Source organism: Pseudomonas sp. SAR267, from assembly GCF_052077595.1.
Lineage (GTDB): Bacteria > Pseudomonadota > Gammaproteobacteria > Pseudomonadales > Pseudomonadaceae > Aquipseudomonas > Aquipseudomonas vlassakiae.
On record NZ_JBQIHU010000001.1, the window covers coordinates 4,599,659 to 4,624,703 of the forward strand.

15 protein-coding genes are annotated in these 25,045 nt (G+C 63.5%); 7 read left to right on the top strand and 8 right to left on the bottom strand.

The genetic code is table 11. The annotated features are described in order from the left end of the window. Positions 1-10: 10 nt before the first annotated feature. A complete protein-coding gene (locus tag ACTORR_RS21740; RefSeq protein WP_313365611.1) occupies positions 11-1,177 on the bottom strand; it encodes an MFS transporter in 1,167 nt (388 codons plus the stop codon). A 106-nt stretch (positions 1,178-1,283) separates the two neighbouring features. Between ACTORR_RS21740 and ptrR the strand changes: the two genes are divergently transcribed. Both ptrR and ACTORR_RS21750 read left to right on the top strand, forming a co-directional pair. Next, positions 1,284-2,177, top strand: a complete 894-nt coding sequence (ptrR, locus tag ACTORR_RS21745) for a putrescine utilization regulator PtrR (RefSeq protein ID WP_262108882.1) — start codon at positions 1,284-1,286, stop codon at positions 2,175-2,177. Between the two features lie 125 nt (positions 2,178-2,302). Further along, positions 2,303-2,431 carry a PA1414 family protein gene (locus ACTORR_RS21750; RefSeq protein WP_256215799.1) on the top strand — a complete coding sequence of 43 codons (129 nt, stop codon included), beginning with the start codon at positions 2,303-2,305 and terminating at the stop codon, positions 2,429-2,431. Positions 2,432-2,626: 195 nt separating this feature from the next. Here the strand turns inward: ACTORR_RS21750 and ACTORR_RS21755 are convergent, their stop codons facing one another. Then, positions 2,627-4,006, bottom strand: coding sequence for a sodium:solute symporter (locus tag ACTORR_RS21755; RefSeq protein WP_054885671.1), 1,380 nt, complete (start codon positions 4,004-4,006; stop codon positions 2,627-2,629). A gap of 261 nt (positions 4,007-4,267) precedes the next feature. Further along, the gene (speB, locus tag ACTORR_RS21760; protein WP_054885670.1) at positions 4,268-5,218 is read right to left on the bottom strand and encodes an agmatinase; all 951 of its coding nucleotides are present in this window, start codon (positions 5,216-5,218) and stop codon (positions 4,268-4,270) included. Positions 5,219-5,441: 223 nt separating this feature from the next. On the opposite strand from speB, the gene ACTORR_RS21765 reads away from it, so the two are divergent. The 3 genes from ACTORR_RS21765 (at position 5,442) to ACTORR_RS21775 (ending at position 8,699) form a co-directional block, all read left to right on the top strand. Next, positions 5,442-6,335, top strand: coding sequence for a LysR family transcriptional regulator (locus ACTORR_RS21765; RefSeq protein WP_054885669.1), 894 nt, complete (start codon positions 5,442-5,444; stop codon positions 6,333-6,335). Positions 6,336-6,467: 132 nt separating this feature from the next. After that, the gene (locus ACTORR_RS21770) at positions 6,468-8,033 is read left to right on the top strand and encodes a methyl-accepting chemotaxis protein (RefSeq protein ID WP_054885668.1); all 1,566 of its coding nucleotides are present in this window, start codon (positions 6,468-6,470) and stop codon (positions 8,031-8,033) included. Between the two features lie 72 nt (positions 8,034-8,105). After that, complete coding sequence (locus ACTORR_RS21775; protein WP_054885667.1) at positions 8,106-8,699, top strand: tRNA-uridine aminocarboxypropyltransferase; 594 nt, start codon at positions 8,106-8,108, stop codon at positions 8,697-8,699. A 132-nt stretch (positions 8,700-8,831) separates the two neighbouring features. On the opposite strand, the gene ACTORR_RS21780 is transcribed toward ACTORR_RS21775, so the two are convergent. The 3 genes from ACTORR_RS21780 to ACTORR_RS21790 form a co-directional block, all read right to left on the bottom strand. After that, positions 8,832-10,184 carry an HlyD family type I secretion periplasmic adaptor subunit gene (locus tag ACTORR_RS21780; protein ID WP_099815427.1) on the bottom strand — a complete coding sequence of 451 codons (1,353 nt, stop codon included), beginning with the start codon at positions 10,182-10,184 and terminating at the stop codon, positions 8,832-8,834. Between the two features lie 139 nt (positions 10,185-10,323). Further along, complete coding sequence (locus tag ACTORR_RS21785; RefSeq protein WP_313365760.1) at positions 10,324-12,459, bottom strand: type I secretion system permease/ATPase; 2,136 nt, start codon at positions 12,457-12,459, stop codon at positions 10,324-10,326. A 75-nt stretch (positions 12,460-12,534) separates the two neighbouring features. Further along, positions 12,535-13,908: a TolC family outer membrane protein gene (locus ACTORR_RS21790; protein WP_054885664.1), complete on the bottom strand. Its 1,374-nt coding sequence runs from the start codon at positions 13,906-13,908 to the stop codon at positions 12,535-12,537. 468 nt (positions 13,909-14,376) lie between these two features. Here ACTORR_RS21790 and ACTORR_RS21795 point away from each other — a divergent pair, with 468 nt between their 5' ends. Beyond that, complete coding sequence (locus ACTORR_RS21795) at positions 14,377-21,528, top strand: retention module-containing protein (RefSeq protein ID WP_441343891.1); 7,152 nt, start codon at positions 14,377-14,379, stop codon at positions 21,526-21,528. Between the two features lie 44 nt (positions 21,529-21,572). On the opposite strand, the gene ACTORR_RS21800 is transcribed toward ACTORR_RS21795, so the two are convergent. Continuing rightward, a complete protein-coding gene (locus tag ACTORR_RS21800) occupies positions 21,573-21,938 on the bottom strand; it encodes a YbaN family protein (RefSeq protein ID WP_054886970.1) in 366 nt (121 codons plus the stop codon). A gap of 7 nt (positions 21,939-21,945) precedes the next feature. Next, positions 21,946-22,533, bottom strand: a complete 588-nt coding sequence (locus tag ACTORR_RS21805; RefSeq protein WP_099815423.1) for a YecA/YgfB family protein — start codon at positions 22,531-22,533, stop codon at positions 21,946-21,948. 246 nt (positions 22,534-22,779) lie between these two features. On the opposite strand from ACTORR_RS21805, the gene recQ reads away from it, so the two are divergent. Continuing rightward, a complete protein-coding gene (gene recQ / locus ACTORR_RS21810) occupies positions 22,780-24,924 on the top strand; it encodes a DNA helicase RecQ (RefSeq protein WP_054886968.1) in 2,145 nt (714 codons plus the stop codon). The last annotated feature ends 121 nt before the right edge of the window (positions 24,925-25,045 follow it).

The following is a 25,045-nucleotide window of genomic DNA, read 5'->3' on the forward strand; positions in this document are numbered from 1 at the left end:
CCTTGAAAGTTCAGGCTACCCGAGTCGCCGCCGGGCAATCTTGAAGGCTGCGGCCACCGGTCAGCACCAGTACGCCCGCGACCCCCAGGCCCATCGCAGCCAGCACCAGCGCCGGCTGCAAACTTCCGCTGTAGTGGTTGCTCAACGCCGCCAGCAACGGCCCACTCAACTGCCCCAGGGCAAAGCACGCGGTCAGTAGCCCGGCATTGCGCTGTGTGGCGTGCGGAGCCAGTTCCCGCGAGCGTTGCATCACCAGTTGCATGCACGCCAGGAAAGGCCCGCCGCACAGCACCACGCCCAAGGCCAGGCCAACGCCACCTCCCATCAGGCAGGCTAGTACCCCCAACCCTTGCAACCACAAGGTGACCGTCAGCCAGGCCGAAGTGCGGCGTCCCCGTCGCAGGCTCACCAGCACCACACCCAGTGCCGCCGCCAGGCCGAACGCCGGCCAGAACAGGTCGGCCATCCAGTGGCCGCGAAACTGCTGGTTGGCCATCTGCGACAGGAAGGTGGCCGGCAGGATGTAACCCACGCCATACAGGGCATAAACCAGGCCCAGGCGACCGATACCGACGCTGCGGCTTGGGAGCTGCTGGGCGGCTGGCGTCATGGCGGGTTGCAGGGCGCGAGGCAGCCAGGAGCGTACGGCCAGCAGCATCACCAGCGCCGCAACGGCATAGACCAGCCACAGTGCTGCCGAACCGAGCCCCAGCAGATGCGCAGCCAAGGCCAGAAAGCCGGTCAGCGCAATGCCGACCCCAGGCCCGGCGAACACCATCGCGCCAAGGCGCTGGCGGTTGTGAGCATTGGCCACTTGCTGGCTGAGGCTGGTAATCATCACCAGCACCCAGGCGCTGGCCACGCCGGTGCCGAAGCGCAGCAGCAGGTGGCTCCAGAAACCGTCGGCAGCCCAGGAGGCCAGGGTCAGCAGCACGCACAGCCACAGGCCACCATGCAGGCGCAGTTTCACCTGGTTGGGCCGACGGGCATACATGGCGTCCACGGCGCCGAGGAAGTAACCCAGGTAGTTGGCTGCCGCCACCAGCCCGGCGGCGGTCAGGTCGAACTGCCCTTCGGCGATCAGTTGCGGCAGTTGCGGGGTGAGGGCGAAGCGGCCGATGCCCATGGCCATCATCAGGGCCACGGCGCTGGCCAGCAGTTGTACGAGCGGCGACATGAGAACTCTCCTGCGCGAAGCGATGCGATGGATGGCAGGTTAGGGCGGATTGACTTTCAATAAAATTGAATAATGATGATCAAGTTGTTCTGTTTTGGAGAATGTCATGGAGTTCAGCCAACTGCGCATCTTCCAGGCCGTGGCCGAGGAAGGTTCGGTGACCCGCGCCGCCGAGCGCCTGCACCGGGTGCCGTCGAACCTGTCGACGCGCCTGCGCCAGCTCGAAGAGCAACTGGGGGTGGAATTGTTCCTGCGCGAACGCCAGCGCTTGCAGCTGTCGCCCGCTGGCAAGGTGCTGCTGGATTATGCCAACCGCCTGTCGGCGCTGCGTGATGAAGCCGTGGCGGCGGTGCAAGGCGGCCAGCCGGCCGGCGATTTCGTGCTGGGCACCATGTACAGCACTGCCGCCATCCACTTGCCGGCGTTGTTGGCGCGCTATCACCAGCAATACCCGGCGGTGAACCTGCAGGTACAGGCAGCCCCCAGCGGCGATCTGCTTGAAGGCCTGCTCAGCCATCGCCTGGATGCCGCACTGGTGGACGGCCCGCCAAGCCTGGCCGGGCTTGATGGTGTGCCGCTGTGCGATGAAGTGCTGGTCTTGATCACCAGCCCGGAACACCCGGCGGTGCGCAGTGCCAGGGACGTGGCCGGCAAGGCGGTGTTCACCTTCCGCCAGGGCTGTTCCTACCGTATGCGCCTGGAGGCCTGGTATGCCCATGACCACACGCCGATGGGGCGGGTGATGGAAATCGAGTCGTACCAGAGCATGCTGGCCTGCGTGATTGCGGGTGCGGGCGTGGCCTTGATGGCGCAATCGATGCTCGACAGCCTGCCTGGGCGTGATCGAGTCAGCGCGCATCGGTTGCATTCACCCTTCGATCACGCTGAAACCTGGTTGATGTGGCGCCAGGGCATGCGCGGGGCGAATTTGCAGGCCTGGATCGATCTGCAACAAACCGAAACGATTAACCAGTCGTCGGAATACGCCGTTTCCGCTTGATCCGCGTCAATCTAGCCCATATCTGTAGGAACAAGAGCATGCGTAGTACAGGACATCGGACTATGATCTGTATGAAACATCGCAGGATTGAATTTGCCGTGAGGCTGACCCGTCAAGGGGGCATTATGAAAAACCAAATGTTCAACTGGCTCCACGACCTGGCCGTCGCCTTGGGGCTGATTCCACCACCTTTGCAGCCGGTGCCGATCCCGACTGATGAAGAGCAGCGCAAGCGCCAGCCGCGTCGTCGCTGAACTGCAAAAGGCCGCAGCATCTGTCCGATGCTGCGGCCTTCTTGTTTCTGCTGCATTTGCATTGCCTGGGCCGGCCCTTTCGCGGGTGAACCCGCTCCCACAGGAATCGCACAAGGCTCAACGATGTGCTGACACTGTGGGAGCGGGTTTATCGGGGCGCCGAACCGCCGCGAAGAGCCGGTGCAGGCTGACCGATCAGGCCAGCTTCACTTCACCCAGCGGCTTGCGCGACAGCACGCTCACCAGCACGAAGCTCACCAGGCCAACCGCCAGGCTGTAGTAGATCGGCGTGTTGGCATCCAGCCCGTCCTTGAACATGAAGAACAATGCGGTGGCAAAGCCCAGCGACATGCTGGCAATGGCGCCTGCAGTGGTTGCACGCTTCCAGAAGATCGCCCCGATCAGCGGGATCAGCATGCCGCCGACCAGCAGGTTGTAGGCCAGGGTCAGGGCGCTGATCACATCGTTCACCGCCATGGCGATACCCAGCACCACCAGGCCGGTAATCAGGGTGAACAGGCGGCTGACGCCCAGGCTCGACTGCTTGCCGCCACGCAGCTTGGGCAGCAGGTCTTCGGTCAAGGTGGTCGAGGCTGCCAGCAAGCCGGCACTGGCGGTCGACATCATGGCCGCCAGCGCGGCTGCCATCAGCAGGCCACGAATGCCTTCCGGCAACTGGCCCTTGATCATCTCGGCAAAGGCGTTGTTCGGGTTGGCCAGGTCCGGCATCAGCACATGGGCGGACATGCCGATCAGGGCGCAAGCCAGGCCGTACAGCACGCAGTACACACCGGCGGTGGTGCCGGCGCGCTGGCAGACCTTTTCGTCACGGGCAGTGAATACCCGCTGCCAGATGTCCTGGCCAATCAGGATGCCGAAGAAGTAGATCAGGAAGTAGGTGATGATGGTGTCCCAGCCGATGGTGGTCCAGCTGAAGCTGGCCGCCGGCAGCTTGGCCACCAGGGTATCCCAGCCACCGGCCTTGTACAGGCAGATCGGCAGCAGGATGAACATCAGGCCAACGGTCTTGATCACGAACTGGACGATGTCGGTAAGGGTCAGCGACCACATGCCACCGATGGTCGAATAGATAACCACTACACCGCCGCCGAGCAGCAGCGACGCCCAGAAGGGCAGGTCGAGCAGCACTTGCAGCACGGTTGCCATGGCCAGGGTCGAGGTGACGCCGATCATCAGTGCATAGGCCAGCATGATCGCCGCGCTGGCCTGGCGGGCCATGGGGTTGTAGCGTCGTTCCAGCACCTGGGTGACGGTGAAGATCTTCAGGCGCAGCAACGGTTTGGCGAGGAACAGGTTGAGGGCGATGATGCCCAGGCCCAGGGCGGCACACAGCCAGAAGCCAGAGATGCCATGGACGTAGCCCAGGCGCACGGTGCCGACGGTGGAGGCGCCGCCGAGCACGGTGGTGGCCATGGTGCCCATGTACAGGGTCGGGCCGAGGTTGCGCCCGGCCACGAGGTAGTCTTCGTGGGTTTTGGCGCGCCGCATGCCATACCAGCCCAGCCCGAGCATGCCGACGGTATAGATCATTACAACAATGATGTCCAAGGCCATTGGGGGTCTCCCGATTATCTTTATTATGGCGAGATCGACCGCAAGGCGGGTTCACGGCGCCCGGCGGTCCTGTCTTGTGTTGGCGGGCCTCTATGGCCCTCCCTCATGGCTCCTGCCGGGGTCTGTAGGAGCGGCCTTGCGTCGCGAAAGGGCCGCGCAGCGGCCCCGGCAATCTATGCGGTGCCGCCAAATCCGGGGGCCGCTTTGCGGCCCTTTCGCGACACAAGGCCGCTCCTACAAGGGTGTTGCAAATGCCGGCGGTCAGCGACGCACGACGCCCGGCAGTACGCAGAGCATCTCGAACAGCAGGTTGGCGCCAAGCAGCGAGGTGTTGCCGGTGGTGTCGTAAGGCGGGGAGACTTCGACCAGGTCACAGCCGATCAGGTCCAGGCCGTGGCAGCCGCGAATGATCTCCATCGCCTGGATGGTGGTCAAGCCGCCGATTTCCGGGGTGCCGGTGCCAGGGGCCCAGGCCGGGTCGATGCCGTCGATGTCGAACGAGAGGTACACCGGGCCACCGCCGACCTTTTCGCGCACTTCGGCCATCAGCGGTTCCAGCGACTTGTGCCAGCACTCTTCGGCCTGCACCACGCGGAAGCCCTGGCGGCGGCTCCAGTTGAAGTCGTCGGCGGTATAGCCCTGGGCGCGCAGGCCGATCTGCACCACGCGGTCGCAATCGAGCAGGCCTTCTTCCACGGCGCGGCGGAAGGTGGTGCCGTGGGCGATCTTCTCGCCAAACATGTGGTCGTTGACGTCGGCGTGGGCATCGATGTGCACCAGGCCGATCTTGCCGTGCTTCTTGTGCAGGGCGCGCAGGATCGGCAGGGTGATGGTGTGGTCGCCCCCCAGGGTCAACGGGATGACGTTGTGTTCGACGATCTCGTCGTAGGCCTGTTCGATAATGCGCACGGCGTCGAGCAGGTTGAACGTGTTGATCGCCACGTCACCGATGTCGGCCACCGACAGCGAGTCGAACGGAGCGGCACCGGTGGCCATGTTGTACGGGCGGATCATCACCGATTCGGCGCGGATCTGCCGCGGGCCGAAACGGGTGCCGGAGCGCAGCGAGGTACCGATGTCCAGTGGTACGCCGATGAACGCGGCGTCAAGGCCTTCGGCGCTTTGCAGGTGGGGGAGACGGAGCATGGTGGCGATGCCGCCGAAACGCGGCATTTCGTTGCCGCCCAGTGGTTGGTGGAGAACTTTGTCCACGGTGGGCCTCATCAGTCGGTCGATTGTTCTGTTTGTTCGAACCTGTGCCGCCGCACGCCTTTCAGCTTTGTATATGCCGGCGGGCAGGGCCATTTCGGCCAAGTCTGCGCAAGGTAGTGAGTGAGAAAAATCGCTACCGGCAAATACTTACTTCAGGAATTTCTGAACTATCGCGCGCCGGAGCGGTTAGACTGCGCGCAAATACCCTGCGGAACCGTTGCCCATGGCCTCGACCTTGCCCGACCTGAAACTGCTGCGCATTTTCGTCAGCGTGGTGCGCCACCAGGGGTTCGCCAATGCCCAGCGCGAACTCAACCTGTCGACCTCGGCCATCAGTACCTACATGAGCCAGCTCGAAGGCGCCCTGGGGATCGTGCTGTGCCACCGTGGCCGGGGCGGCTTCAGCCTGACCAGCAAGGGCGAGCTGTTCCATCAGGAGACCCTGCGCCTGCTGGCCGAGCTGGACGGTTTCGAACAGTACGCCGCAGCGCTCAAGGGCGAGCTGCGCGGCACCCTCAACCTGGGGGTGATCGACTCCACCGTTGGCGACCAGGCGCTGCCCTTGGCCGAGGCCATCGGGGCCTATAGCCAGGAACACCCGGCGGTCCACCTGCACCTGTCGGTGTCCAGCCCCTACGAATTGCAACTCGGTGTGCAGGACAATCGTCTGGACCTGGCCATTGGTGCGTTTTCTTCACGCATGAGCGGCTTGCTTTATCTGCCGCTATACCGCGAGCAGCATTGGTTGTATTGCAGTAGCCGGCACCCGTTGTTCGCCGAGCGGCGCATCCCCGAGCAGGTGGTGACGCAGCAGCGCATGGTGGGGCGTGGCTACTGGAGCCAGGCCGAACTGGCCCGGCACGGGTTCAAGCACAGTGCGGCGACGGTGGAAAGCATGGAGGCGCAGCTGATCCTGATTCTCTCGGGCGCCTACATCGGCTACCTGCCCGAGCACTACGCCCAGGCTTGGGTCGACAAGGGCGACCTGAGGGTGTTATCGCCAGCTACTTTCGGGTATCAGGCCCCATTCTCGCTGATCGTGCGCAGGGGGCGTAGTCGTGAGCCGCTGATTCAAACATTCCGGGACTTGCTCAAGAGCCAGTTGAATGTCGGTTGAAGGATGTTTCGTAGGACAATCCGACTGAGTGCGCTAAATAAATTTTCAAATTAGCCGCTAACCCCTCCACGCTCTGCTAGATATTTAGTTGCGCTGCACCCTCAATACCCCCTCTTCGAAGGACCGTTCAAGATGCGCATGAACTTGCCCGTCACTGAGCACGAAAGAACCTTTCCCCACGAGCAGCGCCTGATCTCCACCACGGACCTCAATAGCCGCATCACCTACTGCAATGACGCCTTCGTCGCGATCAGCGGTTTTACCTACGACGAACTGGTCGGCCAGCCACATAACCTGGTGCGTCACCCTGACATGCCCCCCGCCGTATTCGGCCACATGTGGGAGACCATCAAGCAAGGCAAACCCTGGATGGGGGTGGTCAAGAACCGCGCCAAGAACGGCGATCACTATTGGGTCAGCGCCTATGTCACGGCGATCTACGAAAATGGTCGCATCAGTGGCTACGAGTCGGTGCGTTCGGTGCCGACCCGCGAGCAGATCCGCCGTGCCGAAGCCCTGTACGCGCGGCTGCGCGCGGGCAAGTCGCCGGCGCCCTGGGCAGCCCGGTTGGCGCGTGGCGTGGCCCACGGCGGGCCGTTGATCGGCGCCGGCCTGCTGTCGGCTGCCGGCTACCTCTGGCTGGCGCCATATCTGGCGCTGGGCGTGCTGATGACCAGCTTGCTGGTGGCTTGGTACCTGATCGAGCGCCAGCAAGGCCAAACGATCCGCCGCACGCTTGCGGAGCACCCGAAGGCGTTCACCAGCCCCCTGGTGGCCCTGACCTACAGTGACAATCCTGGCCTGCTGGGCCAGCTCGACCTGGCCATCATCAGCGAAGAAGCGCGCCTGCAAACCGCGCTTACTCGCCTGGTGGACGCCGGTGTGGGGGTCAAGTCGCGGGCCGCTCAGTCGGCCGACCTGTCCGATGCCCAGGCGCAGATGCTCGATCGCCAGCGCAGCGAGACCGACCAGTCGGCCACGGCCATCGCCCAGATGGCCGCGACCATCCAGGAGGTCACCCACAACGTGCAAAGCACGGCCCATGCTGCCGGTGACGCCGACCAGCTGGCCCAGCACGGCAGCGAGCTGGCGCAGCAGAGCCTGAAGGCCATGGGCAGCATGAACGAGGCGGTCAGTGATATCGGTCAGGCGGTCAACGCCCTGGCCGAGCAGACCCAGTCGATCGGCAGTGTGGTCGATGTGATCACTTCGATTGCCGAGCAGACCAACCTGCTGGCGCTCAACGCCGCGATCGAGGCAGCCCGCGCCGGCGAGCAGGGCAGGGGCTTTGCCGTGGTCGCCGACGAGGTGCGTTCGCTGGCGCAGCGCACACGTGCTTCCACCGACGAAATCCATCAGATCATCGCCTCGCTGCGTGCTGGCGCCGAGCGTGCAGTGAGCACTGCCAGCCGCGGCGAGCAGATCTCGCGCGACAGTGTGCAAAGTGTCGAGGCGGTGCAAACGGCGCTGGCCGGCATTGCCCAGGCGGTCAGCCGCATTACCGGCATGAGCCAGCAGATGGCCACGGCGTCGGAACAGCAGAGCCATGTGGCCGAGGATATCAATCAACAGATCGTGCGCATTGCCCAACTGTGCGACCAGTCGGCGGGGCAGGCCAAACAGGGGGCCGAGATCAGTCAGGACCTGGAACGGATGGCCGAGTATCTGCATAGCCTGGCAGAGCGGTTCAACCGCTGAAGGCTTTGGGGCCCGCAAAGCGGGCCCAAACTTCCAGCCTGTGGCAAAATCCCTCCGCCAACGGAGACCCCCATGCCCAGACCCCGCTGCGAACGCTGCCAGCGCCCGCTCGACCATTGCCTTTGCCCACTGATCCCCAGCCTGGAAAGCCGCACCCGCGTGGTCCTGCTGCAGCACCCCAGTGAAACCGCCCACGCCTTGAACACCGCCCGCCTGGCCGCCCTGGGCCTGGTCAATGCCGAACTGCGGGTCGGCGAAGTGTTCACTGACCTTGGCGAGCTGTTGGCCAGCCCAGGCTATCGGCCTGTGCTGCTGTTCCCGGGCGAACAGGCGCAAGCGCTGACGGCCTACGGCGAAACGGACGACAGGCCATTGATGCTGATCGTCCCCGACGGCACCTGGCGCAAGGCACGCAAGCTGCTGTACCTGAATCCGCTGCTCGACGCGCTGCCTCGCATGACCTTGGCCGAGGTGGCGCCTTCACGCTACCGCCTGCGCAAGGCACCGGAGCCGGGGGCGGTGTCGACCCTCGAGGCGGTGGTGCAGGCGTTGAACGTGCTGGAACAACCCGTGAATTTCGATGACCTGTTGCGGCCGTTCGAGGCGTTGATCGAAGGGCAGATCAAGGCCATGGGCGCCGAGACATTTGCCCGTAATCATGGGTGAGGGTTGAGGTCATGCTTTTTCTGTGCCGGCCTGTTAGCGGGCAAGCCCGCTCCCACAGTACTGCGCAGATTTCACGGCCAGCGGTGATCCTGTGGGAGCGGGCTTGCCCGCGAAGAGGGCCTGAAAGGCTGTTCATCTTTCCCGCAGCGCCTCGGTCCGTGCCTTGAGCACCGGCTTGAGCAGATAATCCAGCACACTCTTCTGCCCGGTGATGATATCCACCGTGGCCACCATCCCGGGGATGATCAGCAATGGCTTGTTGTCCCCACCCAGGTGGTTCTTCTCGGTCCTCACCTGGATCAGGTAGAACGCATTGCCCTTGTCATCGGTGACGGTGTCGGCGCTGATCAGCTCCAGCTTGGCCTTGAGCCCGCCGTAGATGGTGTAGTCATAGGCACTGAACTTGACCATCGCCGGTTGCCCCGGGTGCAGGAAGGCCACGTCTTGCGGGCGCACCTTGGCCTCGATCAGCAGGTTGTCTTCGATCGGCACGATCTCCACCAGGTCGCTGCCCGGCTGCACCACGCCGCCGATGGTGTTGACCTTGAGCAACTTGACGATGCCGCGCACGGGCGACACCACTGTGGTGCGGTTGACCCGGTCGTCGATGGCGATGCTGGTGGCGGTGATCTTGGACAGCTCGGTGCGCTTGTCATTCAGCTCTTTGGCTGCGTCCGAGCGGAAGCTTGCATCAGACTCCTCGATCTTGCTCTTGATCTCGGCGATCGCTGCCTCGGCGCGGGGAATGGCCAGGCTGGTGGCATTGAGCTGGCCGCGGGCTTCCACGGTGCGTTGCTTGAGGCGCAGGATCTCCACCGGCGAGATGGCGCCCTTGCTCACCAGCGGCGCTGACATGTCCGTCTCCTGCTGCAGCAGTGCTACGGCCGAGCGGTACTGGTCGACCTTGGAACGGAACTCGGCCAGCTCCTGGTTCTTCTGCCGCAGTTGTTCGTTGAGGGTCTGTTTTTCGCTGGCCAGGCGCCGCTGGCGCGAACCGTACAGGGCGATCTCGTCTTCGGCGACCTGCGGCGCCTTGGCACGTACTTCATCCGAAAGCACGAACGGGCGGCCCTCGGCTTCCGCCGACAGGCGCTCGACCTGGGCGGTCAGGGCATAACGGTCAGCCTCGCTTTCGCCTTTGTTGGACTTGAAGCGGGTGTCGTCCAGGCGCAGCAACGTGGCGCCTTTTTCGACCATCTGCCCTTCGCGCACGAAAATCTCGGTAACGATGCCGCCTTCGAGGTTCTGCACCACCTGCACCTTGCTCGACGGGATGGCCTTGCCTTCGCCGACCGTCACTTCGTCGAGCACCGCCAGGCTGGCCCAGACCAGCGCCACCAGCAATAGCGCGGCGGCCAGCCACACTGTCAGCCGCGACAGGCGTGGCGAGTCCTGAAGGGTGGCGCCGGCCAGTTCCGGCATGTAGTCGCGTTCGGCCCGTTTGTCGGCGCCATGGCTGCTACGGATGTTGTGGCTCAAGGACATGCCTACCTCACTTGTCTCAGTGGCAAGGCGCGGTCCCTGTGGGAGCGGGCTTGCCCGCGAACACCGGCAAAGCCGGTGCCACACACCGCGGTGTCTGCTTCGCGGGCGCGCCCGCTCCCACAGGGTTGAGTATTTTGAGTCAAAGGGCCGAGCCGATACGGCCCTTGCGCAGGGCGTCGACAACCGCATCCTTCGGCCCGTCGGCGACGATCTTGCCGTTGTCCAGTACCACCAGCCGCTCCACCAGGCTGAGCATCGCGGTGCGATGGGTGACCAGCAGCACGGTCTTGCCTGGCACCCAGCTCAGCAGGCGCTGGCGCAGTTGCTCTTCGCTACTGTTGTCCATGTGGCTGGTGGGTTCGTCGAGGATCAGGATCGGCGGTTCCAGCAGCAGTGCGCGAGCCAGCAGCACAGCCTGGCGCTGGCCGCCGGAGAGCAACTGGCCGCGCTCGCCTACCGGGCGGTCGAAACCGTTGGGGTGTTGCCGGGCCAGCTCGCTGACGCCCGTCAGTTCGGCCACTTCGAGCATGCGCGCATCGCTGATGTGGCGGGCGCCGAGGGTCAGGTTGTCGCGCAGGCTGCCGGCCAGCAGTGAAAGGTCGTGGGCCACGTAGCCGATCTGGCTGCGCAGGTCGGCGATGTCCAGCTGGCGCAGGTCAAGGTTGTCCAGCAGCACCTGGCCTTCGTCGGGGTGATGGAAGCCCATCAGCAGGCGCCCGAGGGTGCTCTTGCCCGAGCCGCTGCGGCCGATGATGCCGATGCGCTCGCCGGGGGTGATGGTCAGGTTCACATCGTGCAGTGCCGGGCTGACTTGCCCCGGGTAGCGGAAGGTGATGTGGCTCAGCGCCAGACCGCCCTTGAGCGTGGTGTGCTCCAGGGCCTGCTGATCGAGCTGACGTTCCTGGGGCAGGGCCATCAGTGCGTCGGTGCTGCGCATGGTCAGCTGCGCCTGTTGGTAGCGGGTGATCAGCCCGGCTATCTGGCCGAGCGGGGCGAGGACGCGGCTGCCGAGCATGTAGCTGGCGACCAGGGCGCCAACGCTGAGGTTGCCGGCGATGATGCTGTACACCCCGGCAACGATGGTGGCCATGCCGCAGAACTGCTGAATGAACAGCGTGCCGTTGCTGGCCAGCGACGACAGGTTGCGGGCGTGGGCGTCGAGGCGGGCGATGGCGGCGTTGGTGTGCTCCCACTGATACTGGCGTTCGCTTTCGGCGCCGCAGGCCTTGAGGGTTTCCAGGCCGCCGAGGGTTTCGATCAACAGCGCCTGGCGCACGGCGCCGAGGCTCAGGCTTTTTTGCACGGTGTCGCGCAGGCGGGCCTGGATGGCCAGGGCAAAGCCTACTGCCAGCGGGAAGGCGATCAGCGGGATCAGCACCAGCCAGCCACCGAGCAGGCCGATCACCAGCAGCATCAGCGCCACGAAGGGCAGGTCGATGATGCTGGTCAGGGTGACTGCGGTGAGGAATTCACGCAGGCCCTGAAAGTCATGGATGCTTTGGGCGAAACCACCGATAGTGGCGGGCTTGGCCTTCATCGCCATGCCGGTGATGCGCTCGAACAGGGTAGCGGAGAGGATCAGGTCGGTCTTCTTGCCGGCCTGGTCCAGCAAGTGGGCGCGGACCATGCGCAGCACCAGCTCGAAGGCGGTGCCGATGAACAGGCCAGCGACCAGCACCCACAAGGTCGACAGCGCCTGGTTGGGGACCACGCGGTCGTAAGTCTGCATCACGAACAGCGGCACCATCAGGCCGAGCAGGTTGATCAGGAGGCTGGCCAGCAGGGCGTCGCCATACAACCAACGGGAATGGCGCAGGGTGTCGCGGAACCAGGCGTTGACCCGCGGCAACAGCGGTGAGCGCACGTCTTCGAGGGTATGCCGTGGGCGGGCGAACAGGGCGTGGCCGCTGTAGGCCTGCTGCAGTGCTTCGCGCTCGACCCATTGTTCGCCGCCTTCAGCTTCGCAGGGCAGGATCAGCGCTCGGCCGTCATCGCCCCAGCGCTGCAACACCGCGCTGCGGCCATTGTCGAGCAACAGCAGCACTGGCAGGTTGAGCGCCGAGATATCATCCAGCGCCCGCTCCAGCACCCGCGCTTGCAGCCCGGCACGCGCCGCAGCCCGCGGCAGCAAGTCCGCGCCCAGACGTTGCTGGGCCAATGGCAGGCCGCTGCACAGGCTGGCGCGGCTGGCCGGGCGGCCATGCAGCCGGCAGAGTATCAGCAGGCCATCGAGCAGCGGGTCATCGACATCCGGGCGCGGTTGCGCACTTTGCATACTGGTCACGATGGCCTACTCCCGCCAGGTGGATGGTTTTGCTGTGCAGGCGATCCGTGCCAGTGCGGGCGACGCTCAGCGCATGTCGGGCAATCTGGCTTCGGTCCGGACGTCGTTGTTGGCGATAGCCTCTGGTGGTAGCGAAATGCGTTGCTTGCTGAGCAGTTCACCCATGGTCGCCAGTACCCGGTACATCGAATACTCTTCGGTATAACGCACTTCGGTGTAACGGCGGTTGGCGTTGTACAGCTCGTTTTCGCTGTCGAGCACGTCGAGCAGGGTGCGCTGGCCGAGGCCGAACTGGTCCTGATAGGCGGCGCGCACGCGCTGAGTGGTCTCGGCGTATTCGCGTGCGGTCGGGGTCTGCTTGCGGGCGTTGTTCATCGCGTTCCAGGACAACCTGAGGTTTTCGGTCAGCTCGCGCAGGGCATTGTTGCGGATGTCCAGGGCCTGGTTGATCTTGTGCGCGTCAGATTGCAGCCGGGCTTTGTCACTGCCGCCACGGAACAGGTTGTAACTGAGCTCGACGCCGGCCTGCCAGTCGTTGTTGCTGTGGCCTCGCTCGCCGCCGATGTTGTTGTTGGCACCGGTGGCCAGCACCGCGTCCAGACGCGGGTAGAACGGCGACTTGGCGACTTCGTATTGCTGTTCCGCGGCATTGACGTCGGCCTGGGCCGACTTCAGGTAAGGGTTGTTCTGGCGCATGGCTTCGCGTGCTTCGTCCAGCGTGCCTGGCACATCAACCTTGATCGAGCGCGGCCCTTCCAGTTCGTCTGGCATCCGGCCGACCACACTATAGAAGTTGGCTTCGGCATCGGCGAGGTCGACTTCGGCAGTGTCCAGGTTGTTTTCTGCAAGGGCGCGACGGGCGCGGGACTGATCGAGGTCGGCGGTGCTGCCGACACCGCGTTCGCTACGCAGGCCGATCTGGTCGTTGACGCGCAAGTGCGCCTGCAGGTTGTTCTTGGCCAGGTCCACAAGCTCCCGGCGCTTGAGCACTTCCAGGTACACCTCCACGGTGCGCAAGGCGACATCCTGGGCGATGGCCTGGGTGTAGTAGGCGCGAGAGGTCGCCACCGCCTCGGTGCGGCCCACTTCATTGGCGGTGTTGAAACCGTCGAAGATCATTTGCCGCAGGCGCAGTTCCGACTGTGTGTAGTTGAGGGTTTCCTTGTTGTGGTTGGTCGTGCCGTCCGGGTTGATACCACGGGTGTTGAGGTTGTCCGAGCGCTGACGCCCATAACCTGCCACCAGATCCACGGTCGGGTAGTAACCACCGCGGGCGAATTTGACATCCTCATCGGCCGAAAGCTTGCTGTTGCGATTGGAGCTGATCTGCGGGTGGTAATCCACGGCACTCTGGATGGCTTCGTTGAGGGACATCGCCTCGACGTTCGTGCATGCCATGGCTATCAACATGGCGCTGGCGAGGGGGGTTAAAACGCGCATGGGGCTACTTCTCCCTGGTCACAATAAATTCCTGCTTTTCGCCAAAAAAATGACGAATTTTATTATCCAAACCGTTTCATGTTTGTAACAACAGAGCTAAGAACATTTGACGGGCGATCTAAGAAGATTTTTTCATAATGGTTATGCGAAAAAAAACTTATGCGGTCTAAGGAAAGCAAGACATTGTTTCATCCAAGTGAATTCGCGAGTCGTTACAGGGCGCGATGTACAAGCACTGCGGCAAGTTCCATATTTTTTGCAGCTAAGGACGTAGAGGGGTTGGGTGAAAGCAGTATTTGGCGACAAAAAATTGGCAGAAATTGATGGCCAACTTACATTATTACTATCGCCAAAGTAGTGCCTGAGCGTACGAGTCTTACCGTCGAACGGTTTCGTAGCCCATGCCTGCACCTGCCTGCGCAATGTCACTGGCTGATGTAGCCCACCAGTAAGGGGAGGCGTGCGCTCATGGCTAAGTATGTCGGTGTGGTCAGCAAGGTGATTGGCCAGGTATTCGCAGTCGCCAGCGATGGAAGTCGGCGCCCTTTGATCGAAGGTGACCGCCTGTTCGTGGGCGAGCAGCTGGAGACGGGGGCTGCAGGGGCCGTGGCGGTGCGCCTGCAGAACGGTGCCGAGTTGACCCTGGGCCGCGACAGCAGCCTGGAGATGACGCCAGACCTGCTGGCCAACCGGGCCCCCCATGCACCGGCCCACGACGTAGCGCCGAGCGACGCACAATTGACTGATGTGGAGCGTATCCAGCAGGCGATTGCCGCAGGCGACGACCCGACCCAGAGCGCCGAGGCAACCGCCGCCGGCTCAGGCAGCCCTAGTGTTTCCGGGGCGCTGGGAGGTGGTCACAGTTTCGTCATACTTGATGAGGTCGGCGCCCGTGTCGATCCGGTGGTGGGCTTCCCGACGGCAGGTTTCAATGGTTTTCCCGAACTTGCCAACCGCGAAGTAGGCGGCCTCGACCCCAGCAATGGCAGTACGCTCAACGGTCGGCCCGTGGCAGGTGACAACGGCAATGGCGGCACGGGACCTACGGAGCCGACCATCCCGTCAGTAGACGAAAATCATCCCGTCACCTTGCTGGGCCTGAACATCGCCCCGGGTGAACTGAGCCTGAACGAGGCGAATCTGCCACTGGGTTCTGCCAGTGATGCGATGGCACTGACCCAACAGGGCCGCTTTACCGTGGTGGCACAGGATGGCGTGTTCAATCTCAGTGTCGGTGGCATCAATGTGGTGACGGGCGGTGTGGTGACGGGCGTTGGACAGTCGATCACCACCGGGCTAGGTAACATCCTGACGATTACTGGCTACAACCCTGACACTGGCCAGGTAAGTTACAGCTATACACTCACTGCATCCGGACAACATATCGAAAACGATGGGGCCAAGTCGTTGACCGAGCATTTGCAGGTGCTCGTCAGTGACAGTGACGGCGATGTCGCCCAAGGCTCGCTCGATGTGATCATCCATGATGATGCGCCGCAGGCATTCGATGACAGCAACGCGGTGACGGCAACCGAACAGCACGTCGAGCTGACCGGTAACGTGCTGGGCAACGATATCCAGGGCGCTGACCGCGTTGTTGGCGGCCCTGTGATCGCCGGTACTTACACCGGCACCTACGGCACGTTGGTCCTGGCCGCAGACGGATCCTACACCTACACGCTCAACCCCAACGCCCCGGACTTCAAGAACCTGGGCGGTGGCGGCGAGGGTGTGGAGCATTTCACCTACACGATCAAGGACGCTGACGGCGATACCAGCACGGCGACCCTGACGCTGAACATCAGCAACCTCAACGACCCGGTGACCCTCAACGGCCTGGACCTGCAGAACGGCGAGCTGACCGTCTACGAGAAGAACCTGAGCGACGGCACCTCGCCGGATGCGAATGCGCTGACCCAGCAAGGCACGTTCAAGGTCACTGCACCGGATGGCCTGCAAAGCCTGAGCGTGGGCGGTATCGCCGTGGTCACCGGCGGCGTGGCCGTCGGCTTCCCACAATCGCTGGTCACGGCGCAAGGCAACACCCTGACCATCACCGGTTACAACTCTGCCACCGGGGTGGTGAGCTACAGCTACACCCTGACCGACAATGGCAGCCACCCCAACGGTGCCGGTTCCAACAGCATCAGCGAACACTTCGACGTGGTCGCCAAGGATGTCGATGGCAGCACCGCCACCGGCAGCCTGGATGTGAACATCGTCGACGACGTGCCGAAAGCGGTGGACGACAGCAACGCGGTGACGGCAACCGAACAGCACGTCGAGCTGACCGGTAACGTGTTGGGCAACGATATCCAGGGCGCTGACCGCGTTGTTGGCGGCCCTGTGATCGCAGGTACTTACACCGGCACCTACGGCACGTTGGTCCTGGCCGCAGACGGATCCTACACCTACACGCTCAACCCCAACGCCCCGGACTTCAAGAACCTGGGCGGTGGCGGCGAGGGTGTGGAGCATTTCACCTACACGATCAAGGACGCTGACGGCGATACCAGCACGGCGACCCTGACGCTGAACATCAGCAACCTCAACGACCCGGTGACCCTCAACGGCCTGGACCTGCAGAACGGCGAGCTGACCGTCTACGAGAAGAACCTGAGCGACGGCACCTCGCCGGATGCGAATGCGCTGACCCAGCAAGGCACGTTCAAGGTCACTGCACCGGATGGCCTGCAAAGCCTGAGCGTGGGCGGCATCGCCGTGGTAACTGACGGCGTGGCCGTCGGCTTCCCGCAATCGCTGGTCACGGCGCAAGGCAACACCCTGACCATCACCGGTTACAACTCTGCCACCGGGGTGGTGAGCTACAGCTACACCTTGACCGACAACGGCAGCCACCCCAACGGTGCCGGTGCCAACAGCCTCAGCGAACACTTCGACGTGGTCGCCAAGGATGTCGATGGCAGCACCGCCACCGGCAGCCTGGATGTCAACATCGTCGATGACGTGCCGCAGGCGAGCGCGGATAGCACCAGCGTGGTTGAAGGCGGGACAGCCACAGGCAATGTCTTGTGGAACGACAAACTGGGTGCGGACCAGGCGGGCACCAGCAATGTCGTGATCGGTGCGCGTGCCGGCTCCGATACGTCGACATCGGCCATCGGCAATCTCAACACCGAGATCCTGGGCCAGTACGGCACCTTGACCATTGATGCGGCGGGTAATGCGGTCTATCACGCCAACCCGAATGCGGTGCTGCCGCAAGGCGCCAGCGACGTTTTCGTCTACACCATTCGCGACACTGACGGTGACGAGAGCACCACGACCATCACGATCAATGTGCAGGACTGCTCGCTCGTTGCCGGCCCCGTGGGCGGGGTAACGGTCCACGAGAGCGCTCTGGATACCCATCAGGATGGCGGTGACCTGGCCGCAGGCAGCGTTACCGGCAGCGACCCGGACTCGAGCCGCGAAACCGCCTCCGGCACCCTGGTCGGCTCTGCCAGCGGCGGTGTCGGTGCGTTGACCTACAGCCTGGTGAGCGATGCCACGGGCCAGTACGGTCAGCTTCACCTGAACGCCGACGGCTCCTACACCTACACCCTGACCTCACCGGCCAACTCGCCGACCCACACCAATGACGGCCCCAACAGCGTGACCGAAACCTTCACCTACCAGGTGAAAGACGCGGTCGGCAATTCAACCACCAGCACCATTGCCATCACCATCGTCGACGACGTGCCGCAAGCCCACAGCGATTACACCAGCGTGTACAAGGGCGACGAGGTGCGCGGCAACCTGATGTACAACGATGTGGTCGGGGCTGATGTGCGCAGCGATGGCAACTATGTGGTCGGTGTGCGCGCTGGCAGCGACACATCCACTTCGGCCATCGGCCAGCTGAACACCCAGGTGAATGGCCAGTACGGCTACCTGACCCTCGATGAAAAGGGCAATGCGGTTTACCACTCCAACCCGGACGTGGTGTCGCCGCGTGATGCAGTGGACACTTTCGTTTACACCATTCGCGATGCCGACGGTGACGAAAGCACCACGACGGTCACCATCAACGTGCATGACCCGCGTATCGAAGTGTGCAGGGACGGTGGCGTCACGGTGTTCGAAAAAGCGCTGGACTTGAGCAAGGACGGCAGCGATCTCGCCGCAGGTACCGTTACCGGCAGCGACCCGACATCACCTCTCGAAACCGCGTCTGGCAGCTTGGTCGGATTGGCCAGTGGTGGTTTAGGCGCGTTGTCCTACAGCCTGGTCAGTAATGCTGTCGGGCAGTACGGCCAGCTTCACCTGAATGCCGACGGCAGCTACACCTATACCCTGACCTCACCGGCCAACTCGCCGACCCATGCCAACGACGGCGCCAACACCGTGACGGAGTCCTTTACCTACCAGGTCCAGGACGCCTATGGCCATTCGGCCACCAGCACCATCGTCATCTCCATCGTCGACGACGTGCCCCAAGCCCATTGCGATTTTGTCAGCGTGTACAAGGGTGACGAGGTGCGCGGTAATGTGATGTACAACGACGTGGTCGGGGCCGATGTGCGCAGCGATGGCAACTACGTGGTTGGCGTGCGTGCCGGTAACGACACCAGTACCTCGGCCATCGGCCAGCTGAACACCCAGGTCAATGGCCAGTATGGCTACCTGACCCTCGATGAAAAGGGCAACGCGGTTTACCACTCCAACCCGGACGCGGTGTCGCCACGGGATGCCGTTGACACCTTCGTCTACACCATTCGCGATGCCGACGGTGACGAAAGCACCACGACGATCACCATCAACGTGCACGATGCCAGCCTCGTGGCCTGCGGGGACCGTGATGTCACGGTGTACGAGAAAGCCCTCGACCTGCACAAGGATGGCAACGACCTGGCTGCGGGCACCACCGTTGGCAGCGATCCGACATCGACCGGCGAAACCGCATCCGGCTCGCTGGTTGGGTCGGTTTCCGGTGGCGTGGGGGCGCTGACCTACAGCCTGGTGGGCAACGCTGTCGGCCAGTACGGGCAGATCAGCGTCAACCCTGACGGCAGCTACACCTACACGCTGACTTCGCCGGCCCATACCCCGGGTGCCGATTCGGCAGTCGACTACTTCACCTACAAGGCCACCGACGCGCTGGGCCACAGCGTCACCAGCAACATCGCCATCACCGTTGTCGACGACGTACCCAATGCGGTCTGCGCCGAACGCAGCATCACGCCGGGCAAGCTGGATTCCAACATCCTGTTGGTGATCGATGTGTCCGGCAGCATGGATTCTGCTTCCGGCATACCCGGCCTGACCCGCCTGGACGCGGCCAAACACGCCATCGCTGCGCTGCTCGACAAGTACGACGGCATGGGCGACATCAAGGTGCAGGTCGTCACCTTCAGCGGTGGGGCGCACATTCAGTCGGCGGAGTGGGTCAGCATCGAGGTCGCCAAGTCGATCGTCAGCGGCTTGCATGCTGGCGGTTCGACCTACTACGACAGCGCGGCCACCGCTGCCCAGACGGCCTTTGCCCAGAATGGCAAGCTGGCCGGTGCACAGAATGTCAGCTACTTCTTCTCCGATGGCGAGCCCAGCTCCGGGCATGCCATGACCGCGCCCCGCGAAACCAGCTGGGAGACGTTCCTCGACAGCAATGGCATCAAATCCTACGCCATTGGCCTGGGCCAGGACGTCAACGCGGGCAACCTGAACCCGTTGGCCTATGACGGCAACAGCCATACCGACACCAACGCGGTGATCGTCAACGACTTCAACCAACTTTATGGCGTGCTGTCGGGCACCGTACAAGGTTCGCCGATTACCGGCAGCCTGCTAAGCGATGGCACCTTCGGTGCCGATGGCGGCTTCATCAAGGCCCTGCTGGTGGACGGCACCACCTACACCTATGACCCGAAAGCCAATGCGGGGCAGGGCGGTTACCTGGCCAGCGGTGGCGCCGACAACGCCAGCTTCGACACCACGGGCAACACCCTCACCATCAAGACCAGCCTGGGCGGCAGCCTGCTGGTGAACATGGACACTGGCGAGTTCACCTACACGCCACCCAATGGCAATGACAGCAGCCCGCCCGAGCGTATCGGCTTCATGGTCAGCGACAATGACGGCGATACCAGCAGTGCTGACCTGCTGATAATGATCAATGGCAACCATGCACCGGTGGCGGTGGCCGACCATGTCATCACCAACATCACCGGTTCCAGCATCACCTTGCCGTCCGAAGTGCTGCTGGCCAATGACAGTGATCTGGACAACGACCACTTGAACGCGGAGCCGATCACCGTCAACACCCACTTTGCCGACAAGGGAGCCGGCTTCACGCTCGGCAATGGCGTGCCTGCCATCACCTTCGATGGCCAGGGCGATACCCTCGACAACCAGTTCAAGGCCCTGGACCGCAGTGCGTTCATCACTGCCGCCGGCAGCATGACCGCGGCGCTCGTGGTGCTCGGCTACCTCGGCAACATCAGCAGCAGCAACGCCAATGGCGAGGACGTGATCACCGTCAGCCTGCGCAAGGGCGAAACCCTGCAGTTGGACCATGATCGCCCCGACGGCAACCTGAGCCTGGAGTGGAAGGATGCCAATGGCAGCTACCAGCCCATCGCCGATGGTGGCAGCTTCACTGCCAGCCATGACGGGGTGTACAGCATCCATGTGGTCAATCAGGCCAACCCGTCGGACTACAGCAAGGCCGCCGAAAACTACAAGCTGAGCCTGGTGGTCGACTACAGCAATGCCGTGAACGAAGTGCATCAGGCCAGTTACACGGTCAGCGATGGTCATGGCGGCAGTGCTATTGGCGCGGTGGATATCACCTACCACGCCGGCACTACCCTGAACGGAACGGCAGGCAATGATGTATTGATGGCAAGCAACGTCGACACCCTCCTCGATGGTGGTGACGGCCATGATGTGCTGGTAGGTGGTTCGGGCAATGACACCCTGCACGGCGGCAATGGCAATGACCTGCTGATCGGCGGCCTTGGCAACGACCTGCTCGATGGCGGGGCGGGCAACGACACCGTCAGTTATGCCTCGGCCACTGGAGGGGTGACGGTCGACCTGAGCCATATTGGCCCGCAGGATACCGGTGCCGCCGGCATCGATACCTTGATCGGCATCGAGAACCTGATCGGCTCCGACCACAACGACACCCTGATCGGTGATGCCGGCGACAACTTGCTCAACGGTGGCCTGGGCAATGATGTGCTCAAGGGTGGCGATGGCAATGACATCCTCATCGGCGGGCCAGGCGACGACATCATGACCGGAGGCAACGGCAACGACGCCTTCGTCTGGCAGAAGGGCGACACTGGGCATGACACGGTGACCGACTTCACCCCGGGCAGCGACCACCTGGACCTGTCGCAACTGCTGCAGGGTGAGAATGCCACGGCGGCCTCGCTGGATGACTACCTGCACTTCAAGGTCAGCGGCAGCGGTACCAGCGTGGTCTCGACCATCGAAGTGAGCAGTGTGGCAGGGGCGGCGCCGACCCAGACCATCGACCTGGCAGGGGTCGACCTGGCCCAGCATTACGGGGTGACCGCGGGGGCGGGCGGAGTGATTTCGGCAGGGCAGGATACTGCGACCATCATCAACGGGATGATCAATGATCATTCGTTGAAGGTGGATACGGTCTAATTTGCCTGTGCCGGCCTCTTCGCGGGCACAGGCGGTAGCAGGGCTCAGCCCGGCCGGCGCAAGGTCTTTTGCTTGAGGATATACAGGCTCACCAGCACCGCACTGGTGAGCATGAACGCCCTGGCCCAGAACAGCGGCACCAGGTAACAGGACAGGCCGATGCTCGCCCACATCAGGCCGATGGCGTAGACCTTGCCCTTGAGCGGTATGCCTTCGCCGCTCAGGTAGTCACGGATCCACGGTCCCAGCTTGGGGTGGTTGACCAGCCAATCGTGAAAGCGCGGCGAGCTGCGGGCGAAGCAGGCCGCCGCCAGCAGCAGGAACGGTGTGGTGGGCAACACCGGCAGGAAGATCCCCAGCACCCCCAGCGCAACACTGAGCCAGCCGATGGCCAGCAGCAGGTAGCGCACGGCCGACTCAATGGTGACGTGGCTTGAGCAGCGCCGGCTTTTCGTCTGGAGCGTGCAGCAGCAGGAACAGCGCGCTCAGCGCTTCCGGGATTTGCACGATCATGTCGTCCTGCAGGTTGGCATTGCTGGCGATGTCGGCGAACTCAGGCTGTTCGTCGAACAGGCCGGAACCGACCATGATCGGCAGCAGCATCTCGCTGACTTCTTCCTCGGCGTCCTCGAACCAGGCCTCTTCGCGCAGGAACACGCCCTCCATGAAGCCGATGCACCAGCCACGCAGGTCGGAATCGTCCGGCTCGTCGGTCAGGTCCAGGTCGCAGGGCAGGTCGAATTCCTCGTCGCTGGCCAGCTGGCGGGCGATGTGGGCTTTGAGGGCCACCAGCGTCGCTTCGATCTCGGTGCGCTGGGCATCGCTGGCGTAATGGGGCTCTTCGGCAAACAGCGCGTCGATCCATTCACGCTCGGGGACGTCCTCGGAGCAGATCGACAGCGCGGTCAGGTAGCCGTGTGCGGCGACGTAGTCCAGCGCTTCTTCGTGCAGCTCATCGGCGTCGAGGAAGGCTTGCAGGCGGGTCAGTTGCTCGGCGAAGGACATTACAGGGCTACCTTGGGGAATAAACGATAGTGAATTCTAGCACCATGCGGCGGCAGCGGGGCAAAGGGAACGTCTGTCACCGGGCATCCTGTGCGGGCCGTCACTACGGTATACTCCGCCGTTTTTCATCCAGGGCCGGGTTTTCCCCGGCCATCTGGCAAAAGCCGCTTACGCTTTTGGCGTGTGCGGAGCGGGTTTATCGTCCAGCCTGTGTCCAGGATGGTACGGCGATTTGTGGAGTTGCACATGCTCGAACAGGCTCAGCGCGTTCTCAAGGATATCTTCGGTTACGACAGTTTCCGTGGGCGCCAGGCAGCGATCATCGAATGCGTGGCCAATGGCGGCGATGCCTTGGTGCTGATGCCCACCGGCGGCGGCAAGTCCCTGTGCTTCCAGGTGCCTGGCTTGTTGCGCCCGGGCCTGACGGTGGTGGTGTCGCCGCTGATCGCGCTGATGGACGACCAGGTCGCCACCCTCGACGAACTCGGTGTCGCCGCCGCGGCGCTCAACTCCACCCTGAGCCCGGAGCAGCAGCGGGACCTGGCCGGGCGCCTGCGCCGCGGCGAAGTGAAGATGCTCTACCTGGCGCCGGAGCGCCTGGTGCAGCCGCGCATGCTCGACTTCCTGCGCGGCCTCGACATTTCGCTGTTCGCCATCGATGAAGCCCACTGCGTCTCGCAATGGGGCCATGACTTCCGCCCGGAGTACCTGCAGCTCGGGCAACTGGCCGAACTGTTCCCCCATGTGCCGCGCATCGCCCTGACCGCCACCGCCGACATGCGGACCCGCGAGGAGATCGTCCAGCGCCTGCACCTGCAGGGCGCCGAGCGCTTCCTGTCGAGCTTCGACCGGCCGAACATCTTCTACCGCATCGTGCCCAAGGAGGCGCCACGCAAGCAGTTGATGGCCTTCCTCGGTGAGCGGCGAGGCAACGCCGGCATCGTCTACTGCCTGTCGCGCAAGAAGGTCGATGAAACCGCAGCGTTCCTCTGCGAGCAGGGTTTCCCGGCGTTGCCCTACCACGCCGGCCTTGCCGCCGAGACGCGCGCCGCCAACCAGCATCGCTTCCTCAACGAGGAAGGGCTGATCATGGTCGCCACCATTGCCTTCGGCATGGGTATCGACAAGCCCAACGTACGCTTCGTTGCCCACCTCGACTTGCCCAAGTCGCTCGAGGCCTATTACCAGGAAACCGGCCGCGCCGGCCGCGACGGTCTGCCATCGGATGCCTGGATGGCCTACGGCCTGCAGGACATGGTGATGCTCAAGCAGATGCTGCAGAACTCCGAGGGTGACGAGCGCCACAAGCGCATCGAACAGCACAAGCTCGACGCCATGCTGGCCCTGTGCGAAGAAACCCGCTGCCGCCGCCAGGCACTGCTGGCCTATTTCGACGAAACCCTCGAACAACCCTGTGGCCACTGCGACAACTGCGTCGACCAGATCCAGACCTGGGACGCCACCGAGCCGGCCCGCCAGGCGTTGTCGGCCGTGTTCCGCACCGGCCAGCGCTACGGCGTCGGCCATCTGGTCGATGTGCTGCTGGGCAAGGACACCGAGAAAGTACGCAATTTCGGCCATGAGAAGCTTTCGGTGTTCGGGGTCGGCAAGGGCCTGGCCGAAGCCGAATGGCGTTCGTTGTTCCGTCAGCTGGTGGCACGCGGCCTGGTCGACATCGACCTGGAAGGCTACGGTGGCTTGCGCCTGTCCGACAGCTGCCGGCCGCTGCTGCGCGGCGAGGTTAACCTGCAGCTGCGTCGCGACCTCAAGCCACAGACCGTGGCCAAGACGTCGACCAGCGGCGGCAGCCCGGCCAGCCAGCTGGTGCGCACCGAGGAGCGCGAACTGTGGGAGGCGCTGCGCACCCTGCGGCGCAAGCTGGCCGAAGAGCACAGCGTGCCACCCTACGTCATCTTCCCCGATTCCACCCTGCTGGAAATGCTCCGCAGCCAGCCGACCAGCCTCAGCGACATGGCACAGGTCAGCGGCGTCGGTGCGCGCAAGCTGGAGCGCTATGGCCAGGCCTTCCTCGAAGTGCTCAACGGCGCTGGTGGCACCGAAGAGGCGCCGAAGGTGGTGCTCGACCTGCGCCACGAACTGGTCAGCCTGGCGCGCGCCGGCATGACCCCGGCGCAGATCGCCGGGCAGCTCAACTGCAGCGAGAAGAACGTCTACAGCCTGCTGGCCGAGGCCCTTGGCCGCCAGGAGCTGAGCCTGGAGCAGGCCCTGGACTTGCCGGAAGACCTGATGATGGAGGTGCAGGACGCCTTCCTCGACGGCGAAGGCGAGCTGCCGCCGGTATCGGCGATTGCCCCGTTGTTCGGCGCTCGGGTGCCGGAAGGCGTGCTGTACTGCGTGCGTGCGGCACTGGCAGCGGAGTTCGAGCTTTAAAGGGCGGCATTTCCGTCAACTGCTGATGTTTGTCATCCTTTTTGACGATTATCAGAAGTTTCGGCGGCGGGCAGCCTTGCCTGATGCTCCGGAGCATGGTTAGCTGACTAATAATTAGTTC